Genomic DNA, 18846 nt, shown 5'->3' on the forward strand with positions numbered 1-18846 from the left:
CGTCAGATGTGCAGTCGCGCCAGCAGATCCCGGCCGCGCTCGGCGTTCTGCGGATCGCACAACACGTCGTAGCGCCCGGCGACCAACTGCAGCGTCGAGCTGAAATCCCTTGTCCCGCGCGCCATCGCATACGGGATCGCCGAGGTGATCAGACCGAAGAAGACACCCGCGATCAGACCGGTGACCAAGGCGCTCCACGGGTTGGGGCTGAAGAACCCGAGGATCAGACCGATGAAAAGGCCCAGCCACGCGCCGGTGAGCACACCACCACCGAGCACCTTCGGCCAGGTCAGACGCCCGGTCACGCGTTCGACCTGCATCAGGTCGACGCCGACGATGGTGACCTGCTGCACGGGGAATTCCTGATCGGACAGGTAGTCCACGGCGCGTTGCGCTTCGGCATAGGTCGGATACGAACCGATCGGCCACCCCTTCGGGGGCGTCGGCAGGCGCGGCTGCCGGCCCTGCCCGGACACCGGGACACCGGGTGTTGCGCCGGGGCTCTGCCCTGGCTGGAACGGGCTGGTCATCGCGGTCACTCCTTCACGAACACGTTGTGTGTCAACGGCGTCATCCGGGTCAACGAGTCGGGCGCCGATATTGTGCCCGACGTCGCGCTCACCTCGTCATCTCGGTCGGCCTCGGTTCCTACGATAGGTTGGCCACCATGACAAGTTCGGACGACGACGCACGCCGAAACGACCCCGACGAGTCCTCCGCGAGCGGGTCCGAACCGTCGCCGTCCGGCTACGAAGCTCCGTCCATCGAGCAGTCCGGGCTCTACCCACCGCCGCCGGCCTACCCCCCGCCGCCCGCCTACGGCGCACCGCCGGCCGACGGCGGATTCGCCACGCCCGGCTATCCCCCGCCGCCGGGTTACGGACCGCCCCCCGGTGACTACCCGACCCCGGCGTACCCGCCGCCTGCCTATCCGCCGCCGTATCCCGACGCCGGCGCCTACCCGCCGCCCTACGGCGGTGCACCCGGCGGCTATCCCCCGGGATATCCGGGTCCGGACTGGGGATACCCGCCGGCCGGCTACCCACCGCCACCGCAGGGCACCAACACGATGGCGATCGCCTCGCTGGTCGCCTCGATCATCGGCATCTGCTGTGGACTCGGCTCGGTCGTGGGCATCGTGCTCGGCGTCATCGCGCTCAACCAGGTCAAGGAGACACGGCAGTCCGGCCACGGTCTCGCCGTCGCCGGCATCGCCGTCGGCGTCGTGACCCTGGTGATCTCGGTGGTCTGGACACTGCTGGTGATGGCCGCCGGCAGCAGCTGACGACTAGGCCGGCGGCACGAAGCGCTCGCCGGTGCGCTGCATCCCGGCGGCACGGCCCTTCCCGGCGATCACCAGCGCCATCTTGCGGCTGGCCTCGTCGATCATCTCGTCGCCCAGCATCGCCGCCCCACGGGCACCACCGGCGTGCGAGGTGTGCCATTCGTAGGCCTCGAGGATCAACTCGGCCCGGTCGTAGGCCTCCTGTCGGGGGCTGAAGATCTCATTGCCCGCGGCGATCTGGTCCGGATGCAGCACCCATTTGCCGTCGTAGCCGAGCGCGGCAGATCGTCCTGCCACCCGACGGAAACCGTCGACGTCGCGCACCTTCACATAGGGCCCGTCGATCGCGGCGATGCCGTTGGCGCGGGCGGCGATCAGGATCCGCATGAGCACGTGGTGATACGCGTCGCCGAGGTCGTAACCTTCGGGCTGCTCGCCGACCTCCAGCGTGCGCATGTTGAGACTGGCCGCCAGGTCACCGGGGCCGAGCACCAGTGCCTGCACCCGCGGCGCCGCGGCGATCGCGTCGATGTGGGTCAGTCCCTTGGCGTCCTCGATTTGGGCCTCGATACCGATCTGCCCGATCGGCAAACCGTGCGTGGCCTCCAGCTGACTCAACAACAGATGCAGGGCGTGCACGTGAGAGGCGTCGGTGACCTTCGGCAGCAGCACCACGTCCAGGTGCGCCCCGGCCCGGCCCACCACCTCGATCACATCGGCGTGTGTCCACGGGGTGGTCCAGTCGTTGACACGCACCCCACGCAACTGGCCGGCCCACCCGGGCTCACCCAGCGCGTCGGCAACCTGAACGCGCGCTTGATCTTTCGCGTCTGCCGCCACTGCGTCCTCGAGGTCGAGGAACACCTCGTCGGCGGCCAGGGTCTTGGCCTTCTGGATCATCTTGACGCTGCTCCCCGGCACGGACAGGCACGTCCGGCGGGGTCGATACCGGTTATCCACGACCACACTCTTTACCCTTGACAACCATGGCGTCGGTCAACAGGGTCTATGCAGCCCGGCTCGCGGGCCTGGTCGTGCTGGGCCCCGACGGTGAGTCCATCGGCCGCGTGCGTGACGTGGTGATCGGGATCAGCGTCGTCCGGCAGCAACCCCGGGTGCTCGGCCTGGTGATCGAATTGCTGAACCGCAGAAGGATTTTCGTGCCGATTCTGCGGGTGACGGCGATCGAACCGGGCGCGGTGACGCTGTCCACGGGCAACGTCTCGCTGCGCCGCTTCTCGCAGCGCCCCGGCGAGGTGCTGGTCCTCGGCCAGGTACTCGAGACCCGGGTGCGCGTCGACGACCCCGACCTCGAACACCTGGCCGGGATCGAAGTCGTCGTCGTCGACCTCGCGATCGAGCAGACCCGAACACGGGACTGGATGGTGACCAAGGTCGCGGTCCGCCAGCAGCGGCGGCTCGGCCGCCGCAGCAACGTCTACACCGTGGACTGGAACCACGTTCACGGGCTCACCCCGTCAGGTCTGGCGATGCCCGACCAGGGCGTCGCGCAGCTGCTCGAGCAGTTCGAGGGACAGCGGCCCATCGAGGTGGCCGACGCGATCCGCGAACTGCCCGCCAAACGCCGCTACGAGGTGGTCAACGCGCTCGACGACGAGCGGCTGGCCGACGTGCTCCAGGAGTTGCCCGACGACGACGGCATCGCGGTGCTGCGGCAGCTGTCGACGCAGCGCGCCGCCGAGGTGCTCGAGGCGATGGACCCCGACGATGCGGCCGACCTGCTGGGCACACTCGCACCCGGCGACGCCGAGAAGTGGCTGCGCCGGATGGATCCCGAGGACTCCGAGGACGTGCGCCGCCTGTTGAGCCACTCCCCCAACACCGCCGGCGGTCTGATGACGTCGGAACCCGTGGTGCTGGCACCTGATGCCACCGTGGCCGAAGCGCTGGCCCGCGTGCGTGACCCCGACCTGAGCCCGGCGCTGGCGTCGTTGGTGTTCGTCGCCCGGCCACCGACGGCCACACCGACCGGCCGCTACCTCGGGTGCGTGCACCTGCAGCGGCTGCTGCGCGAACCCCCGGCCGAACTGGTCTCCGGCATCCTCGACACCGACCTGCCCAACCTGCGTCCCGAGGACTCGCTCGGCGCGCTGACCCGCTATTTCGCGGCCTACAACCTGGTGTGCGGACCGGTCGTCGACGAAGAGAACCATCTGCTCGGCGCCGTCTCGGTCGACGACGTGCTCGACCACCTGCTGCCTGACGACTGGCGGGAACGCGAAGCCGAACCGGTCATCCTGACGGGCGAGCACACCACGTGAGCGAACCGTCGGCACGACAGCGCCTCGACACGCCGCGGACCTCGAGGTCCCTGGCGCCTCGTTTCGACATCGAAGCGGTGGGGCGGTTCAGCGAGAACATCGCCCGCTTCCTCGGGACCGGCCGCTATCTGGCCATCCAGACCATCGTCGTGATCGTCTGGATCCTGCTGAACCTCGGCGCGTTCGCCTGGCAGTGGGATCCGTACCCGTTCATCCTGCTCAACCTCGCATTCTCCACCCAGGCGGCCTATGCCGCGCCGCTGATCCTGCTGGCCCAGAACCGTCAGGAGAACCGCGACCGCGTCTCGCTCGAGGAGGACCGGCGGCGCGCCCAGCAGACGAAGGCCGACACCGAGTACCTGGCCCGGGAATTGGCGGCCCTGCGGTTGGCGGTCGGCGAAGTGGCCACCCGCGACTACCTGCGTCGCGAACTCGACGAGATCCGCGATTTGATCGCCGAACTGCGCGGCGAGGACGGTTCGGGTGACCCGGACAGAGCCCGATCCGACCCCGGCGAGCGCAGACCGCGGAAATCGGGTTGAGACAGGTGCGGCGATTGTTGTTACGCAGTTGTAGCCGAATAGGTATGGTGACCTGGTTCACGAGCTACGACGGCTAGGACGGTTGAGTGCACATTAGGGCAGGATCGGCCCTCGGATCAGCGAGGAGTCGAGCTGGACGAGTAGTGCGGAAGCCGGCCTTCGGTGTCGCCGCTGTGCTCACGCCGCTGGTCCTGGCCGGCGCTGTCGGGGCGTCCGCACCGACCACTCTGGCGTCGCGTGACGCGGCCGTCGTGCCGCTGGCCGCGGTGGTGCCGCCGCCGAAAGACCCGTCGGGACCCGCGGTCGTCGCGGTCGCCAAGCCCCCGGCCCCGGTGCGCGTCGCCGCGTCGAACGCCTCGGCTCCCCCGCCTGCGGCGGTGGTCAACGCCCCCGGAACCCTGCGCATCCCGTCGATGGCGTTGGCGGCCTACCGCAACGCCGAGGCGATGATGGCCTCGGCAGCGCCGAACTGCGGTGTGAGCTGGAACCTGCTGGCCGGCATCGGCCGGATCGAGTCGATGCACGCCTACGGTGGCGCCACCGATGCCCGCGGCACCGCGGTGCGTCCCATCTACGGCCCGGTGCTGGACGGTTCGCTGCCGGGCAACGAGATCATCGTGCAGAGCCGCACCGCCGACCGCGTGACCTACGCCCGGGCGATGGGTCCGATGCAGTTCCTGCCCGGCACGTGGTCGCGCTACGCGTCCGACGGTGACGGGGACGGCAAGGCCGACGTCCAGAACGTCTTCGACGCCTCGCTGGCCGCCGCCCGCTACCTGTGCAGTGGCGGAGTGAACCTGCGCAACCAGGCCGACGTCATCGGGGCCATCCTGCGCTACAACAACTCGATGGCCTACGCGCGCAACGTCCTGGCCTGGGCCGCGTCGTACGCCACCGGGGTGGTCCCGGTCGACCTGCCGCCGATCACCGGAAGCGTGCCCGAACTCGAGACGGCGACCATGATGGCCAGCCATCTGGACCGCCAGGAGGGCCTCGGGCCCGGCCTGCCCCGCAATGCCACCGGTCTGCCGGCCGACGATCCGCTGTCGCTGATCCCGCTGATGACGCGCACCGACGCGGCCAGCCAGATCAACACCAATGTGCCGGGCTTCGTGCCCGGGCAGTCCCTGGGTCCGCTGCCTGGACCGGCGTCCGAGCTCGCCGCCGCGCCGCCGGCTGTGGCGCCTCCGCCGCCGACCTGGGTGCCGCCGTGGATGCAGCCCGCGCAGCAGGAACCCGAGTGCGCGGTGTTCTGCATCAAGTCGACCCCCGTTCCGGCGGCCGGACCCGCGCCGGGTCTCGGCCCCGTGCCGGCCATCGCGCCGGTGCCCGGGGTTCCCGCCGGTCCGCCGGCTCCGGGTCCCGTGCCCCCTCCGGCAGCCGGCCCCGCGCCGGTTGCGCCCGCGGTCGGGGTGCCGCCCGTGCTCGGGCCCGCGCCCGGCCCGGTGGGCTGACGCCCGCATTCGGGGAGCTCCGCTGGTGAGGCCTAGACTCGCCAGTGATGTCTGCTACCGCGAACGACCTGGAATCGGCGGTCCGCGCCGCGCTGACCAAGGTGATCGACCCCGAACTGCGCCGTCCGATCACCGAGATCGGCATGGTCAAGAATGTGACCGTCGAGGCCGACGGGTCGGTACATGTCGAGATCTACCTGACCACCGCCGCGTGCCCGAAGAAGACCGAGATCAGCGATCAGGTCAGCCGGGCCGTCAGCGACGTGCCGGGAACCGGCTCGGTCAAGGTCTCCCTCGACGTGATGAACGACGAGCAGCGCGCCGAACTCCGTCGCCAGCTGCGCGGGGACTCGCGCGAACCCGTCATCCCGTTCGCCCAGCCCGGTTCGCTGACCCGCGTCTACGCCGTCGCCAGCGGTAAGGGCGGCGTCGGCAAGTCCAGTGTCACCGTCAACCTGGCCGCGGCGATGGCCGCGCGCGGCCTGACCGTCGGCGTGGTCGACGCCGACATCTACGGCCACTCCGTCCCCCGCATGATGGGCACCGAGGACCGGCCCGTCCAGGTCGACTCGATGATCGTGCCGCCGGTGGCCCACGACGTCCGGGTCATCTCGATCGCGATGTTCACCCAGGGCAACACCCCGGTGGTGTGGCGCGGCCCCATGCTGCACCGCGCCCTGCAGCAGTTCCTGGCCGACGTCTACTGGGGCGACCTCGACGTCCTGCTGCTCGATCTGCCGCCCGGCACCGGCGACATCGCGATCTCGGTGGCGCAACTGATCCCCACCGCGGAGATCCTGGTGGTGACCACCCCACAGATGGCCGCCGCCGAGGTCGCCGAACGGGCCGGCGCGATCGCGCTGCAGACCCGCCAACGCATCGCCGGCGTGGTCGAGAACATGGTCGACGGTCCGGTGCTGAAGATGTTCGGCGAGGGCGGCGGCCGCAAGGTCTCGGAGAACCTGTCCCGCGCGGTCGGCGCCGACGTGCCGCTGCTCGGGCAGGTGCCGCTGGACCCCGATCTGGTATCCGCCGGCGACGCCGGGGTGCCGCTGGTGCTCAGCGCGCCCGACTCCGCCGCCGGTGCCGAACTCCGCAAGATCGCCGACGCGCTGGCAGGACGCAAGCGCGGTCTGGCCGGTATGTCGCTGGGTCTGGACCCGGCGGGACGGTAGGTCTGCGGCGGGTCCTCTTACCGTCAGGCTGATCCAAAGGGTCGAGCCCTCGGGCGTCGGTACGTCTAATGGGCATGTCCCGCGCCGTTCCGGCCGCGGGAGCGCCCCAGATGCCCTGATCCCGGAGGTACCCGATGCCCAAATTCCTGCTGCGCGCTCTTGTCGCGTCCGCCGTCGTCGCGTCCGGGGTCGCGTGCTCGTCGGGGAACTCCGACGACGGTCTGACCCTGCGCATCGGCGCCACCTCGGTCACCGGGACACCGGCCGGCTCCCTGGGCTGGGGTGACCGTGAGGGCATCCTCGCCGAGAAGCTCAAGGCCGCCGGCGTGGAGAAGATCGAGTACTCGTTCTTCCAGTCCGGCAGCGACGCCGTCTCGGCGCTGATCGCGGGCGCCGTGGATGTTGCTGCGGTGGGCGACAATCCGGCGTTGACCGCGCGGGGACGCAACGCCGACGTGGAGCTGCTCGCGTTCGATCAGGTCAACCAGGACATCCAGATCATCGGCGCCAAAGGCGGTCCCACCGATCTGAAGGGACTGGTCGGCAAGACGATCACCGCGCCGCAGGGGACGATCCGGGACCGCACGGCCCGGCAGTTGATCGCCGCGGCGGGACTGACCGGTCAGATTGAGGTCCGCGACGTGCCGACCCCGGAGTCGATCGCGGGGCTGAACTCCGGTTCGATCGACGCCACGGTGGTCAGCGGTTCCAGCGCCGCTGAACTCGAGGAGCGCGGCTTCCCGATCCTGGACAGCTTGTCCCGGCACGGTTTCGGTGCGACCGGGCTGAACATCTCGTTGAAGTCCTTCACCGAGAAACACCCCGAGTTCCGCGCCGCGTGGCAGGACGCGGTGACCTCCGTCAACAAGGACATCGCCGAGAACTTCCCGGCGTTCCTGCAGTGGGTCGCCGAGACCGACGACACCAAACTCGCCCACGTCGAGAAGAGCTACAGCGTGCGGGAATTCAACACCGAACCGATCCCGGCGGTCGGCGTCGAGCAGCTTCAGGCGGCCTACGAGTTCCTGCTCGAAGACGGCCGGGTCGAGACGCCGTTCTCGGTCACCGAGTGGGCCGAGCAGTCGTCATGACCGCCGTCATCGCAGCTCCCTCGACGCCGCTGACGCGTCCCGACCTGATCGACCTCGCGGCCACCCGCCGGTCCCGCAACGCGCTGTGGGCGCGCGTGCCCCGGCCCGTGCGTCGGCTCACCGCACCGCTGTTGATCCTGGCGACGTGGTGGATCGGTTCGGCCACGGCGTTGCTCGACGCCGATCTGTTCCCACCTCCGACCCAGGTCGCCGCCACCGCGTGGCGGCTGCTGGTCGAGGGACAGCTGGTCACCCATGTCGGCACCTCGGCGGGGCGGGTGCTCACGGGCACCGTCCTGGGCATCGCGATCGGCGTGGTGCTCGCGGTGCTCGCCGGCCTCACCCGCACCGGTGAGGACCTGCTCGACTGGACCATGCAGATCCTCAAGGCCGTACCGAATTTCGCGCTCACCCCGCTCCTGATCATCTGGATGGGTATCGGTGAGGGACCGAAGATCGTCCTGATCACCACCGGCGTGGCGATCGCGATCTACATCAACACCTACTCCGGGATCCGCGGGGTCGACCGCCAGCTCGTCGAGATGGCGCAGACGGTCGAGGCCCGCCGTTCGACGCTGATCTCTCAGGTGATCCTGCCCGGCGCCATGCCCAACTTCCTGGTCGGGCTGCGGCTGGGCCTGTCCAGCGCCTGGCTGAGCCTGATCTTCGCCGAGATGATCAACACCACCGAAGGCATCGGCTATCTGATGTCGCGCGCGCAGACCAACCTGCAGTTCGACGTCTCGCTGTTGGTGATCGTCATCTACGCGGTGGCCGGGCTGTTGTCCTACGCGCTGGTGCGACTGCTGGAGCGGCTGCTGCTGTCGTGGCGCAACGGTTTCGAGGGTGTGGCATGACGTCGGTCAAGGCGGTCGGCATTCGCGGCCTCACCAAGTCGTTCGGCGACCAGACGGTGCTGCGCAGCCTCGACCTCGACATCGCCGACGGCGAGTTCGTCGCCATGCTGGGGCGGTCCGGCTCGGGCAAGAGCACCCTGCTGCGGGTGCTGGCCGGCCTCGACGAGCAGGTCGACGGTTCAGTGGTGGTGCCGCGTTCACGTGCGGTGGTGTTCCAGAGTCCGCGGCTGCTGCCCTGGCGCCGGGCGCTGGCGAACGTCATCTTCGCGTTGGCCGACGAGGGTGTCGACCGGGCCGGCCGCATCGCCCGGGGACGCGCCGCCCTGGCCGAGGTCGGTCTGAGCGACAAGGCCGACTCCTGGCCGCTGTCGCTGTCCGGTGGTGAGGCACAACGTGTTTCACTGGCCCGGGCGTTGGTGCGCGAACCGGATCTGATGCTGCTCGACGAACCTTTCGGTGCGCTCGATGCGCTCACCCGGATCAAGATGTACGGCCTGCTGCACGACCTGTGGTCGCGGCGTCGCATGGCGGTGCTGCACGTCACCCACGACGTCGACGAAGCCATCCTGCTCGCCGACCGGGTCGTCGTCCTCTCCGAGGGCCGGATCTCGCTGGAGCGCACCGTCGACCTGCCGTTCCCGCGATCGCGCTCCGATCACGGATTCGCCGAGCTGCGCCGCACCCTGCTGGCCGAACTGGGCGTGCGAGAGGAGGTGGGTCATGACCACACCGGATCTGCTCAGCCATGACGCCGACGTCCTGGTACTCGGGGGCGGACCCTCGGCGACCTGGGCGGCAATCTCGGCGGCCGAGAGCGGCAGCCGGGTCGTCCTGGCAGACAAGGGATACTGCGGTACCAGCGGCGCCACCGCCTCCGGCGGCACCAACCTGTGGTCGATCCCGCCGCACGGATCGGCCCGGAAACGCGCGGTCAGGGACGGCGAGCTCGCCGGTGGCCGGATCACCGACTACGAGTGGATGTTCCGTGTGCTGGAGACCTCGTGGGAACGGGTCGAGCAGCTCGCCGGATGGGGCTACCCGTTCGCCACCGGACCCGACGGCCGTCCGCTGCGCTCCAGCCTGCAGGGCCCGGAGTACATGCGGCGGATGCGGCGCAAGGCCCATCGCAGCGGCGTCCTGATCCTCGACCACCACCCGGCGTTGGAACTGCTCACCGACGCCGACGGCGTGGTGGCCGGCGCCGCGGGCATCGCCCGTCAGGACGGGGGCCGCCCGTGGCGCGTCACCGCCGGTGCGGTCGTCCTGGCCACCGGCGGCACCGCGTTCCTGTCCGGGTCCTTCGGCACCAACGTCAACACCGGTGACGGGCTGCTGTTCGGCGCCGAGGTGGGCGCCGATCTGTCGGGCATGGAGTTCGCGACCGCGTACGCGCTGGCACCGGAGTGGGGCCTGCACACCAAGGGCCGGATGTTGCAGTGGGGCAGCTTCTACGACGAGCACGGCGAACCGATCACCGCCCCGGGCAACAGAACCGGACGGCAGGCCGCACAGTGGGCGCTGACCCAGGGCATCCGGGTGTTCGCCCGCGTCGACCGGGTTCCCGACCAGGCGCGCGCCCTGATGCGGACCGCGCAACCGAACTACTTCCTGCCTCTGGACAAGGCGGGCATCGACCCCTTCACCACGGCCTACCCGATCCGCATGGTCCACGAGGGCACGGTACGCGGCACCGGCGGCCTGCGGATCGTCGACACCCGCTGCGCGACAACGGTTCCCGGGCTGTTCGCGGCCGGGGACGTGGCAACCCGGGAGTTGATCGCCGGCGCGGTCAGCGGCGGCGGCAGCCGCAACGCATCCTGGGCCATCACCTCGGGCACGCTGGCCGGGCGCGGCGCCTCCGAATTCGCCCGCAGCCTCGCCGGCCGGGCGCACCGGCGCGTGACCGTCGACGAGGCCCGGCTGGGTCTGCGCGACGCGGTCACCTCCGACGCCCCGCGGGTCGACGACGTCGTGCGGGCGGTGCAGTCACACATCCTGCCCCCACAACGCAGCTATCTGAAATCGGCTGCCCGCCTTCAGGAATCGGCAACAGCACTGGACACCGTGTGGCGTGATCTGGCCGGCGGGCTGGCGCCGGTGGCGCCTCGCGAGCGGTACAAGACGCGGCAGGCGGTCGCGCTGACCGCGGCGGCGCGGTGGAGCACCGCGGCGTCGTTGGCTCGCACCGAGACCCGCGGCATGCACCGCCGAGAAGACCGGCCACACCTCGACGAACGCATGACCCACCGCCTGCTCGTCGGCGGACTCGACACGGTGTGGACGGCACCGGATCCGGTGGCTCCGCGGCTCCTGCGCGACGAGATCGACGAAGTCAGCGCATGATCGAGATCGTCAGCGCGCAGGCCTGCATCGCGTGCGACCTGTGCATCAAGGTGTGCCCGACCGACGTCTTCGAGCGCGGCCCCGACGGGATCCCGGTGATCGCACGGCAGTCGGACTGCCAGACCTGCTTCATGTGCGAGACCTACTGCCCGGTCGACGCCCTCTACGTCGCACCGCTGGCCGGACCGGCCGGCCCGGAGAGCCCGCACACCGACGAGGCGGCCGTGGCCGCGGCCGGGCTGCTCGGCGGCTACCGCGAGATGGTCGGGTGGGGACGCGGACGCAAGCCGGGCTCCCGCCTCGACGCCAATGCGCTGCTGGCCACCTATCCGGCACTGCCGGAACCGACCCTGTCGGTGCCTCTCGAGGACGACGAGATCGCCGACGACACGTGGCGGCACACGGGGACCCGACCCGCCGGCGTCGTGACCTAGGTGGCGTCGGTGTCGAACGGCGCCGGCGCACCGGGCGCCGACGGTGGCGTCGGAGTCGGCGGGGCCGGAGTGGGTCCCGGACCGGACTGCGGTTTGGTGGGGGTATCGAAGCGGCCGGTCAGAAACGAGTCGTCGCCGTCGAGCAGATGCTTGGTCAACGCCGCGCGCGGCGTCATCCCTCGTAGCTTCTGCAGCTCGGAAAGCGGTTCACGCAGATCGTCGAACTCCGGCCCGAGATCCTGGCGCAACTGGTTGGTGGCGCCGGTGACGTAGTCGCGGGCCTGCCGCAGCGCGTTCGACGTCCAGCGGATGGCGCCGGGCAGACGCTCGGGCCCGAGGATCACCAGGCCGGCGATCACCAGGACCAGCATCTCGCCCCAGCCGACGTTGGCGAACATGACTAGGTGCTGTTGTCCGGGTTGGGCGTCACCATCAGCGTCACCCGTCGACCTTCCCGGACCACCTCGATGGGTGCCGGTTCGCCGATCTTCAACTTGCGGACGGCGACGACGAACTCGTCGGCGTCGGCGACCTCGCGGTCACCGACCTTGACGACGACGTCGTTTTCGAGGATGCCGGCCCGCTCGGCCGGACCACCCGCCGTGACGTTGGCGATCTGAGCGCCGCTGGCGACGTCGTTGCTGACCGACCGTGCCGTCAGACCGAGGGTCGGATGCGCGATCTTGCCGTTCTGGATCAGGGTCTCCACGACCTGCTTGACCTCGTTGACCGGGATCGCGAAGCCCAGCCCGCTGGCGCTGTCGGACAACGACTTGCCCGCGGTGTTGATACCGATGACCTCGGCGTTCATGTTGATCAGCGGACCGCCGGAGTTGCCGTGGTTGATCGAGGCATCGGTCTGCACGCCGTCGATCACGGTGTCGGTGTCGGTGCCGTCACCCGACAGCGGGATCGGCCGGTTCAGCGCGCTGATGATGCCGTGGGTGACGGTGCTGCGCAGACCCAGGGGCGCGCCGGCGGCGATGACTTCCTCACCGACGATGATCTTGTCCGAATCACCCATCCGGGCGACCGTGAGGTTGTCGACGTTGTCGACCTTGAGCACGGCGAGGTCGGTCTTGGGGTCACGGCCGACCAGGTTGGCCGGCACTTCCTTGCCGTCGTTGAACACCACGGCCATCTTGAACTTGCTCGGGTTGGTGGCGGCTTCGGAGATCACGTGGTTGTTGGTGACGACGTAGCCGCGGCCGTCGATGACCACCCCGGAGCCCTGCGCGCCCTCGGCGTCACTCTTGGCCTCGATGGTGACCACCGAGTCGGCCACCGCGGCGGCCACGCGGGCCAACTGCCCTTCCGGACGCTCGCCGGAATCGTTGGTCTCGAGCGTGATCTTGGACGTGGTGAACGCCTCGGTCACCTCGGCGGTCTTGCGGCCGACCCAACCGCCGGCGACCCCGAGGACCAGCGCGACGATGCCGAGGACCGCCAACGCGACATAGGACACCCGCCCGCCGAACAGCACGTCCCGCACACCGAGCTTGCCGACCGGGGCGCTGGCGACCACTGGGGGGCCCGGCGCGACCGCGGGCGACCCCAGAGCGACCGGCGCACCCGGGTTGCGCCAGGGATCGTCGAAGTCGTCGGCGTCGGCGTTCTTCTCGGCCTCGAGTGCGCCCGCGTCGGTCGGATGCCGTTGCAGCGACTCCCCGCCCGGGTAGGGCCGGCCGAACGCCTCGGCCAACACCGGATCGGGAGACTGGTTCGTGGGGGTGTACTCACCCTGGTCGCGGTGCTTCTCGGCACCGAGGAACGAGCCCTGCACACCCGGGGGCCGACCGAACGCGCGCTGGGACGCCGGATCCACCGGCGGGCGCGACACCGGGCGCGGTTCGAGACGTTCCCGACCGGTCTGGTCCAGATTGGTCACCCGTAAATCACCCTACTGTTCGGGCGTCAGCCAGCGCCGACGCGCGTCGATAAACGACCGCACCTACCCTACCGAGGCTTGCGGCGCTGACGCTGCACGCCGTCACCGAGCTGTGACCGGTCGGCCGGCTCCGGCTCGGGGGGGAGGTGATGCGGAATCTCGGACAACAGACCGAGCAGCGAACTCGGCATCGAGACCGGGCACGAGTCCCGCAGCGCTTCGCGGGTCTGGCTCTGGGCGTCGACCTCCATGGCACAGTCCGGGCACACCGACAGGTGCTGGGCGGCCCGCAGGTGCGCGGTCATCCGCAGTTCCCCGTCGACGTATGCCGCGATGGCCTCGACGGACAGGTGCTCGGTGGAGCCGAACTGCCGCGGCCCCACCGGCGCGTCGCTCTGCGAGGCAAACGGTGACGGTAGCCAGGAGAACGCGCGACGGAACGCATGGCCACGCTCGAACACCACCTGACTCCTTTCCGCTGGGCCCGTCGACGGACGTACTTCGAATGTAGCGCGACAGGCTCGAGTCGGCGCGGGGACGTCAGGCCGACCGGGCGGTCTCGATCTCGGGGTGGCGCGCCAGATAATCGCGCAGCGCCTGCCGGCCGCGGTGGATGCGGCTGCGCACCGTGCCCAGCTTGACGCCGAGCGTGGCGCCGATCTCCTCATAGGACAGTCCCTCGATGTCACACAGCACCACCGCGGCACGGAACTCCGGCGGCAGCGAATCCAGCGCGGCCTGCAGGTCCGGCGCCAGTCGCGAGTCGTGGTAGATCTGCTCGGGATTGGGCTCGTCGGCCGGTACACGCTCGTAGTCCTCGGGCAGCGCCTCCATGCGGATGCGCCCGCGACGCCGCACCATGTCCAGGAACAGGTTGGTCGTGATGCGGTGCAGCCAGCCTTCGAAGGTGCCGGGCTGGTAGTTCTGCACCGACCGGAACACCCGGATGAACGTCTCCTGGGTCAGGTCCTCGGCGTCGTGCTGATTCCCGGACAGGCGGTAGGCCAGCCGGTACACGCGGTCGGCATGCTGGCGGACCAACTCATCCCAGCTCGGCATCGTGGTCTTGTCGCCGGTGGCGTCGAAGACGGCCGTGCCGGTGAGTTCGTCGCTGGGCTCGACCCATTCACCGTCGGTGAACTGCTCGAGGTGCGCCATGGTCACGGGCGCAGCGATGGTGCCGGTCTGTGCGGAATGGGTGGTGATCGCTTGTTCCTCCACATCGGTCGGGACATCGGACGGCTCCGCTGCACGGCATGCGCCGGCGCGGTCGGACCGCATGACTTCGACAACATCCACCTGCGCATCGTTGTTCCCGGGAGCCGGGGACGCTGGCGTCGGGCGGTCGGTCATGGAATCACCGTCTCCTGTCGTGGTGTGCCAGGCATATGAGCTAACTGAACTTTTCCTGAGAACACCGCCTACCCCGTTCTCGACCAGCGGAAACAGTGGTGATTCTGGCCACCGGGACCGGGCGTGTCGCAGTAGCTCGGGTTCGCGGCTGCCTCTACGCTGCGGGCATGTCCAGCACCGATCAGCCGCCGGGTCCGCGACCGTCGCCGGCCGAGGCCATCGTCGCCCACGCGGAGCACTCGATTTCCGAGGATGCGATCGTCGCGGCGGCCCGCGAACGCGCTGTCGACATCGGCGCGGGCGCGGTGACCCCGGCCGTGGGCGCGTTGCTCTGCGTGCTGGCGAAGTTGACCGGTGCGCGCGCGGTGGTCGAGGTGGGCACCGGCGCCGGTGTCAGCGGGCTGTGGCTGCTGTCCGGGATGCGCGAGGACGGTGTCCTGACCACCATCGACGTCGAACCCGAACATCAGCGCATCGCCAAGCAGGCCTACACCGAGGCCGGCGTCGGCCCCGGCCGCACGCGGTTGATCAGCGGGCGCGCCCAGGAGGTGCTGACCCGGCTCGCCGACGAGTCCTACGACCTGGTGTTCATCGACGGCGACCCGCTCGATCAGCCGCAGTTCGTCGTCGAAGGCGTGCGGTTGCTGCGTCCGGGGGGCGCCATCGTGGTCCACCGGGCTGCCCTCGGCGGACGCGCCGGCGACGCGTCGGCCAAGGACAACGAGGTGGCCGCGGTCCGCGAGGCAGCCCGGCTGATCGCCGAGGACGAGCGGCTGACCCCGGTGCTCATCCCGCTGGGCGACGGTCTGCTCGCCGCCGCGCGCGACTGACGTTTCTCTCCCGAGCACTCCCCCAAAGCCCGCGAGCACTCCCCCAAAGCCCCCATTTCCGCGCGAAATTGGGGGCTTTGGCGTCTGCTCGCCATTGACCAGAGACTGAACGGGCGTTTAGTCTATTGAACATGCGTTCAGCCGACGACCTGACGACCAGCGCGCGCATCCGGGAGGCCGCGGTCGATCTGTTCGGCCGCGAGGGGTTCGGCGTCGGGGTGCGTGCGATCGCCGCCGCGGCAGGCGTCAGCCCGGGTCTGGTCATCCACCACTTCGGCTCCAAGGACGGCCTGCGCAAGGCGTGCGACGACTGGATCACCGAGACCATCCGCACAGGCAAAACCGAGTCCATCGCTTCCGCCGACCCCGCGACGTGGTTCGCGCAGATGGCCGAGATGGAGGGCTACGCCCCGCTGATGGCCTACCTGATGCGCACTCTGCAGACCGGCGGCGATCTCGCAAAATCACTGTGGCGCACCATGATCGACGATGCCGAACAGTACATCGAGGCCGGTGTGCGCGCCGGCACCATCAAACCCAGCGCCGACCCGAAGGCCCGCGCGAAGTTCCTCACCCTCAGTGGCGGCGGAAGTTTCCTGCTCTACCTGCAGATGCACGACAACCCGACCGACCTGCGCGCAGTGCTGCGCGACTACAGCGAGGACATCATGCTGCCCGCGCTGGAGCTCTACACCAACGGTCTGATGGCCGATCCCACGATGTACGACGCCTTCAGCGCCCGGCGCGCACAGGGACGGCCCCTGACATCGACGGAAGGAGAACATTATGAGTGACGGTCCGGCGGTCGAGATCCACGGGCTGTGCAAGTCCTTCGGCCGCACCCGCGCTCTCGACGGCCTCGACCTGACCGTCGAGCGCGGCGAAATCGCCGGGTTCCTCGGTCCGAACGGCGCCGGCAAGTCCACCACCATCCGCGTGCTGCTCGGGCTGCTGCGCGCGGACTCCGGCACGGTGAGACTGCTCGACGGCGACCCCTGGCGCGATGCGGTGCGCCTGCATCGCCGGATCGCGTACGTGCCCGGCGATGTCGTGCTGTGGCCGAACCTGACCGGCATGCAGGCCATCGAGTTCCTGTCCTCGCTGCGCGGTGCGGACGGCGTCGACACCGCCCGGCGCGACGAGCTCATCGAACGCTTCGAGCTCGACCCGCACAAGAAGGCACGCACCTACTCCAAAGGCAACCGCCAGAAGGTGGCGATCATCGCGGCGTTCTGCACCCGAAGCGAACTGTTCATCCTCGACGAACCCACCTCCGGCCTGGATCCGTTGATGGAGCAGGCATTTGCCCAGTGCGTTCGCGAGGTCGCCGAGCGCGGCTCGGCGGTGCTGCTGTCCAGCCACATTCTCGCCGAGGTCGAGAAGCTCTGCGACAGCGTGACGATCGTGCGGGCCGGGAAAACGGTCCGCTCCGGCAGCCTCGCCGAGTTGCGCCACCTGATGCGCACCACCGTCTCGGCCCGCATCCGCGAACCGGCCCGGCTGGACCACGCACCCTACGCACACGACCTGCATGTCGAGCAGGACCGCGTGCGGTTCTCCGTCGACCGCGCCGACCTCGACCGCGCGATGAACGATCTGACCCGCCACGGCCTGACGGATCTGACGGTCGCGCCGGCGTCGTTGGAGGACATGTTCCTGCGCGAGTACCACGGTGCGAACCGATGACCGCCACCATCCGCGCGGCCTCGCCCCGCCACGCTGCCTCGTCGGCGGCGTCGCCGTGGACCGGAACCGGGCACCTTCTGCGGCTGGCGCTGCGCCGCGACCGCCTGCGCCTGACGGTGTGGATCGTGGTCCTCACGGCGTTGGTCGGCTACACACCGGGCGCACTGGAACTCGCCTATCCGGACGAGGCGCAGCGACTCGCACGCATCGAACTGCTCAAGACACCCGCAGGAATCCTGTTGAGCGGACCCATGTTCGGCGTCAACGAGACCGCCCTCGGCACGATGCTGGCCAACGAGCTGATGTTGACGTTGATCGTCGCCACATCGATCCTCGCGGTCCTGACCATGGTGCGGCACACCCGTGCCGCGGAGGAGGACGGCAGCGCCGAGCTCGTGCTGGCCGCGGCGGTGGGACGCCAGGCGCGCACCGCTGCCGCGTTGGCCGTGGTCGTGGTGACCTGCGCCGTCCTGACGGCGACGATGACGGTCGCGCTGGGCGCGGCCGGTCTCGCCGTGGTCGACAGTGCGGCGATGGCGCTCGGCGTCACCGCGGTCGCCGTGCTGTTCGCGGCCGTCGCCGCCGTCACCGCGCAACTCTGGCGTACCGCGCGCAGTGCTACCGGGTCTGCGCTGGCCGTCCTGGGCGCCGCCGTCCTGGTCCGCGGCCTCGGCGATGTCATCGACCACTCCGGCAGCGCGCTCAGTTGGTGCTCGCCGATCGCATGGGCACAGCAGATGCGGGCGTTCGCAGGCCTGCGGTGGTGGCCGCTGGCGGCGGTGATCGCCGCGACGACGGTGCTGGTGCTCGTCGCGGCGGCACTGGAACGGCGCCGCCAGTACGACCAGGGCACCATTGCCGCCACCGGGGACCGGCCGGGGGCGCGCCGAGTCGGTGGAGTGTTCAGCCTCCACACCACCCTGCAGCGGGGCCAGACCGTCGGCTGGACGATCGGCTTGTTCGCCGCCGGACTGGTGTTCGGTTCGATGACCCAGGCGTTGCTCGATGCCGCCGTCGACAACGAGCTGATCACCCGGATGCTCTCCGCGGAGGGCACCGACGGGGTGTACACGGTGATGACGCAGTTCCTGGCCGCCACAGCGAGCGCGTATGTGGTCTCGTCGGTGCTCCGAGTGTGGGCCGACGAACGTAAGGGCCTGGGGGAAGTGGTTCTGGCCCAACCGGTTTCGCGGTGGTGGTGGCTGTGCTCGGCCGTGCTGTCGGCGATCCTGGGCGCGGCGGTGCTGATGTTCTTCGCCGGGTTGGGCAACGGGCTGGGAGCGGCGCTGACGGTCGGCGACGCGAACACCGTGATCCGGCTGACCGGCGCCGGTCTGGCGTTCGTTCCCGCGTTGGCGGTGTTGGCCGCGGTGGCCGCCCTGGCGGTGGCGGTGCAGCGGACGTGGATCGGTTGGCTGGCAGTGGCTTTCGTCGTCTCGACACTGTATCTGGCTGCGTTGCTGCGTCTTCCGCAGTGGCTGGTGGACCTGTCCCCCATCGGTCAGATCACCGCACCCCGCGAGTTGCCCCTCGGCGCGATGGCGGTCATGGTGGCCGCGGCGATCGCGCTGACCGTCCTGGCCGCCGCGCTGTACCGGCGCCGCGACGCTGCCTGAAAGCGCCAAC

General features: G+C 69.9%; 20 protein-coding genes. 14 read left to right on the forward strand and 6 right to left on the reverse strand.

The genetic code is table 11. From position 1 onward, the window contains the following. Window positions 1-2: 2 nt before the first annotated feature. Window positions 3-530, reverse strand: coding sequence for a general stress protein (locus ACAG25_RS17910; protein ID WP_370489805.1), 528 nt, complete (start codon window positions 528-530; stop codon window positions 3-5). A 137-nt stretch (window positions 531-667) separates the two neighbouring features. Between ACAG25_RS17910 and ACAG25_RS17915 the strand changes: the two genes are divergently transcribed. Next, on the forward strand, window positions 668-1285 hold the full coding sequence (locus ACAG25_RS17915) for a DUF4190 domain-containing protein (protein ID WP_370489806.1): 618 nt from the start codon (window positions 668-670) through the stop codon (window positions 1283-1285). A gap of 3 nt (window positions 1286-1288) precedes the next feature. Here the strand turns inward: ACAG25_RS17915 and ACAG25_RS17920 are convergent, their stop codons facing one another. Continuing rightward, entirely contained in the window at window positions 1289-2245 is a 957-nt protein-coding gene (locus ACAG25_RS17920) for a CoA ester lyase (RefSeq protein WP_370489807.1), read from the reverse strand. 26 nt (window positions 2246-2271) lie between these two features. On the opposite strand from ACAG25_RS17920, the gene ACAG25_RS17925 reads away from it, so the two are divergent. From ACAG25_RS17925 to ACAG25_RS17965, 9 genes are all read left to right on the forward strand, one after another. After that, window positions 2272-3567: a magnesium transporter MgtE N-terminal domain-containing protein gene (locus tag ACAG25_RS17925; protein WP_370489808.1), complete on the forward strand. Its 1296-nt coding sequence runs from the start codon at window positions 2272-2274 to the stop codon at window positions 3565-3567. Then, a complete protein-coding gene (locus tag ACAG25_RS17930) occupies window positions 3564-4109 on the forward strand; it encodes a DUF1003 domain-containing protein (RefSeq protein WP_370489809.1) in 546 nt (181 codons plus the stop codon). Before ACAG25_RS17925 ends, ACAG25_RS17930 begins: the two co-directional genes overlap by 4 nt. 86 nt (window positions 4110-4195) lie before the next feature. Then, window positions 4196-5563, forward strand: a complete 1368-nt coding sequence (locus ACAG25_RS17935) for a lytic transglycosylase domain-containing protein (protein WP_370489810.1) — start codon at window positions 4196-4198, stop codon at window positions 5561-5563. 47 nt (window positions 5564-5610) lie between these two features. Beyond that, entirely contained in the window at window positions 5611-6738 is a 1128-nt protein-coding gene (locus ACAG25_RS17940) for an Mrp/NBP35 family ATP-binding protein (RefSeq protein WP_370489811.1), read from the forward strand. Window positions 6739-6872: 134 nt separating this feature from the next. Next, the gene (locus ACAG25_RS17945) at window positions 6873-7829 is read left to right on the forward strand and encodes an ABC transporter substrate-binding protein (protein ID WP_370489812.1); all 957 of its coding nucleotides are present in this window, start codon (window positions 6873-6875) and stop codon (window positions 7827-7829) included. Beyond that, window positions 7826-8686, forward strand: a complete 861-nt coding sequence (locus ACAG25_RS17950; protein WP_370489813.1) for an ABC transporter permease — start codon at window positions 7826-7828, stop codon at window positions 8684-8686. Before ACAG25_RS17945 ends, ACAG25_RS17950 begins: the two co-directional genes overlap by 4 nt. Continuing rightward, window positions 8683-9435: an ABC transporter ATP-binding protein gene (locus ACAG25_RS17955; RefSeq protein WP_370489814.1), complete on the forward strand. Its 753-nt coding sequence runs from the start codon at window positions 8683-8685 to the stop codon at window positions 9433-9435. Before ACAG25_RS17950 ends, ACAG25_RS17955 begins: the two co-directional genes overlap by 4 nt. Beyond that, window positions 9407-11029: an FAD-binding protein gene (locus tag ACAG25_RS17960; RefSeq protein ID WP_370489815.1), complete on the forward strand. Its 1623-nt coding sequence runs from the start codon at window positions 9407-9409 to the stop codon at window positions 11027-11029. The genes ACAG25_RS17955 and ACAG25_RS17960 overlap by 29 nt, the downstream gene beginning before the upstream one ends. After that, the gene (locus ACAG25_RS17965) at window positions 11026-11463 is read left to right on the forward strand and encodes a 4Fe-4S binding protein (RefSeq protein WP_370489816.1); all 438 of its coding nucleotides are present in this window, start codon (window positions 11026-11028) and stop codon (window positions 11461-11463) included. Before ACAG25_RS17960 ends, ACAG25_RS17965 begins: the two co-directional genes overlap by 4 nt. On the opposite strand, the gene tatB is transcribed toward ACAG25_RS17965, so the two are convergent. The 4 genes from tatB to sigE form a co-directional block, all read right to left on the reverse strand. Next, window positions 11460-11861, reverse strand: a complete 402-nt coding sequence (tatB, locus tag ACAG25_RS17970) for a Sec-independent protein translocase protein TatB (protein ID WP_370489817.1) — start codon at window positions 11859-11861, stop codon at window positions 11460-11462. The genes ACAG25_RS17965 and tatB overlap by 4 nt on opposite strands. Window positions 11862-11863: 2 nt before the next feature. After that, the gene (locus tag ACAG25_RS17975) at window positions 11864-13351 is read right to left on the reverse strand and encodes a S1C family serine protease (RefSeq protein ID WP_370489818.1); all 1488 of its coding nucleotides are present in this window, start codon (window positions 13349-13351) and stop codon (window positions 11864-11866) included. 68 nt (window positions 13352-13419) lie between these two features. Beyond that, window positions 13420-13815 (reverse strand): anti-sigma E factor RseA, encoded by a 396-nt coding sequence (rseA, locus tag ACAG25_RS17980; RefSeq protein ID WP_370489819.1) that lies wholly within the window; start codon window positions 13813-13815, stop codon window positions 13420-13422. Between the two features lie 76 nt (window positions 13816-13891). Next, the gene (gene sigE, locus ACAG25_RS17985; RefSeq protein WP_370489848.1) at window positions 13892-14632 is read right to left on the reverse strand and encodes an RNA polymerase sigma factor SigE; all 741 of its coding nucleotides are present in this window, start codon (window positions 14630-14632) and stop codon (window positions 13892-13894) included. A gap of 239 nt (window positions 14633-14871) precedes the next feature. Between sigE and ACAG25_RS17990 the strand changes: the two genes are divergently transcribed. The 4 genes from ACAG25_RS17990 (at window position 14872) to ACAG25_RS18005 (ending at window position 18836) form a co-directional block, all read left to right on the forward strand. Continuing rightward, window positions 14872-15534, forward strand: a complete 663-nt coding sequence (locus ACAG25_RS17990; RefSeq protein ID WP_370489820.1) for an O-methyltransferase — start codon at window positions 14872-14874, stop codon at window positions 15532-15534. 131 nt (window positions 15535-15665) lie between these two features. Continuing rightward, window positions 15666-16328, forward strand: a complete 663-nt coding sequence (locus ACAG25_RS17995; RefSeq protein ID WP_370489821.1) for a TetR family transcriptional regulator — start codon at window positions 15666-15668, stop codon at window positions 16326-16328. After that, entirely contained in the window at window positions 16321-17220 is a 900-nt protein-coding gene (locus tag ACAG25_RS18000) for an ABC transporter ATP-binding protein (RefSeq protein WP_370489822.1), read from the forward strand. Before ACAG25_RS17995 ends, ACAG25_RS18000 begins: the two co-directional genes overlap by 8 nt. Continuing rightward, complete coding sequence (locus tag ACAG25_RS18005) at window positions 17217-18836, forward strand: ABC transporter permease (protein ID WP_370489823.1); 1620 nt, start codon at window positions 17217-17219, stop codon at window positions 18834-18836. The genes ACAG25_RS18000 and ACAG25_RS18005 overlap by 4 nt, the downstream gene beginning before the upstream one ends. The last annotated feature ends 10 nt before the right edge of the window (window positions 18837-18846 follow it).

The organism is Mycobacterium sp. pV006 (genome assembly GCF_041287115.1).
GTDB lineage: Bacteria > Actinomycetota > Actinomycetes > Mycobacteriales > Mycobacteriaceae > Mycobacterium.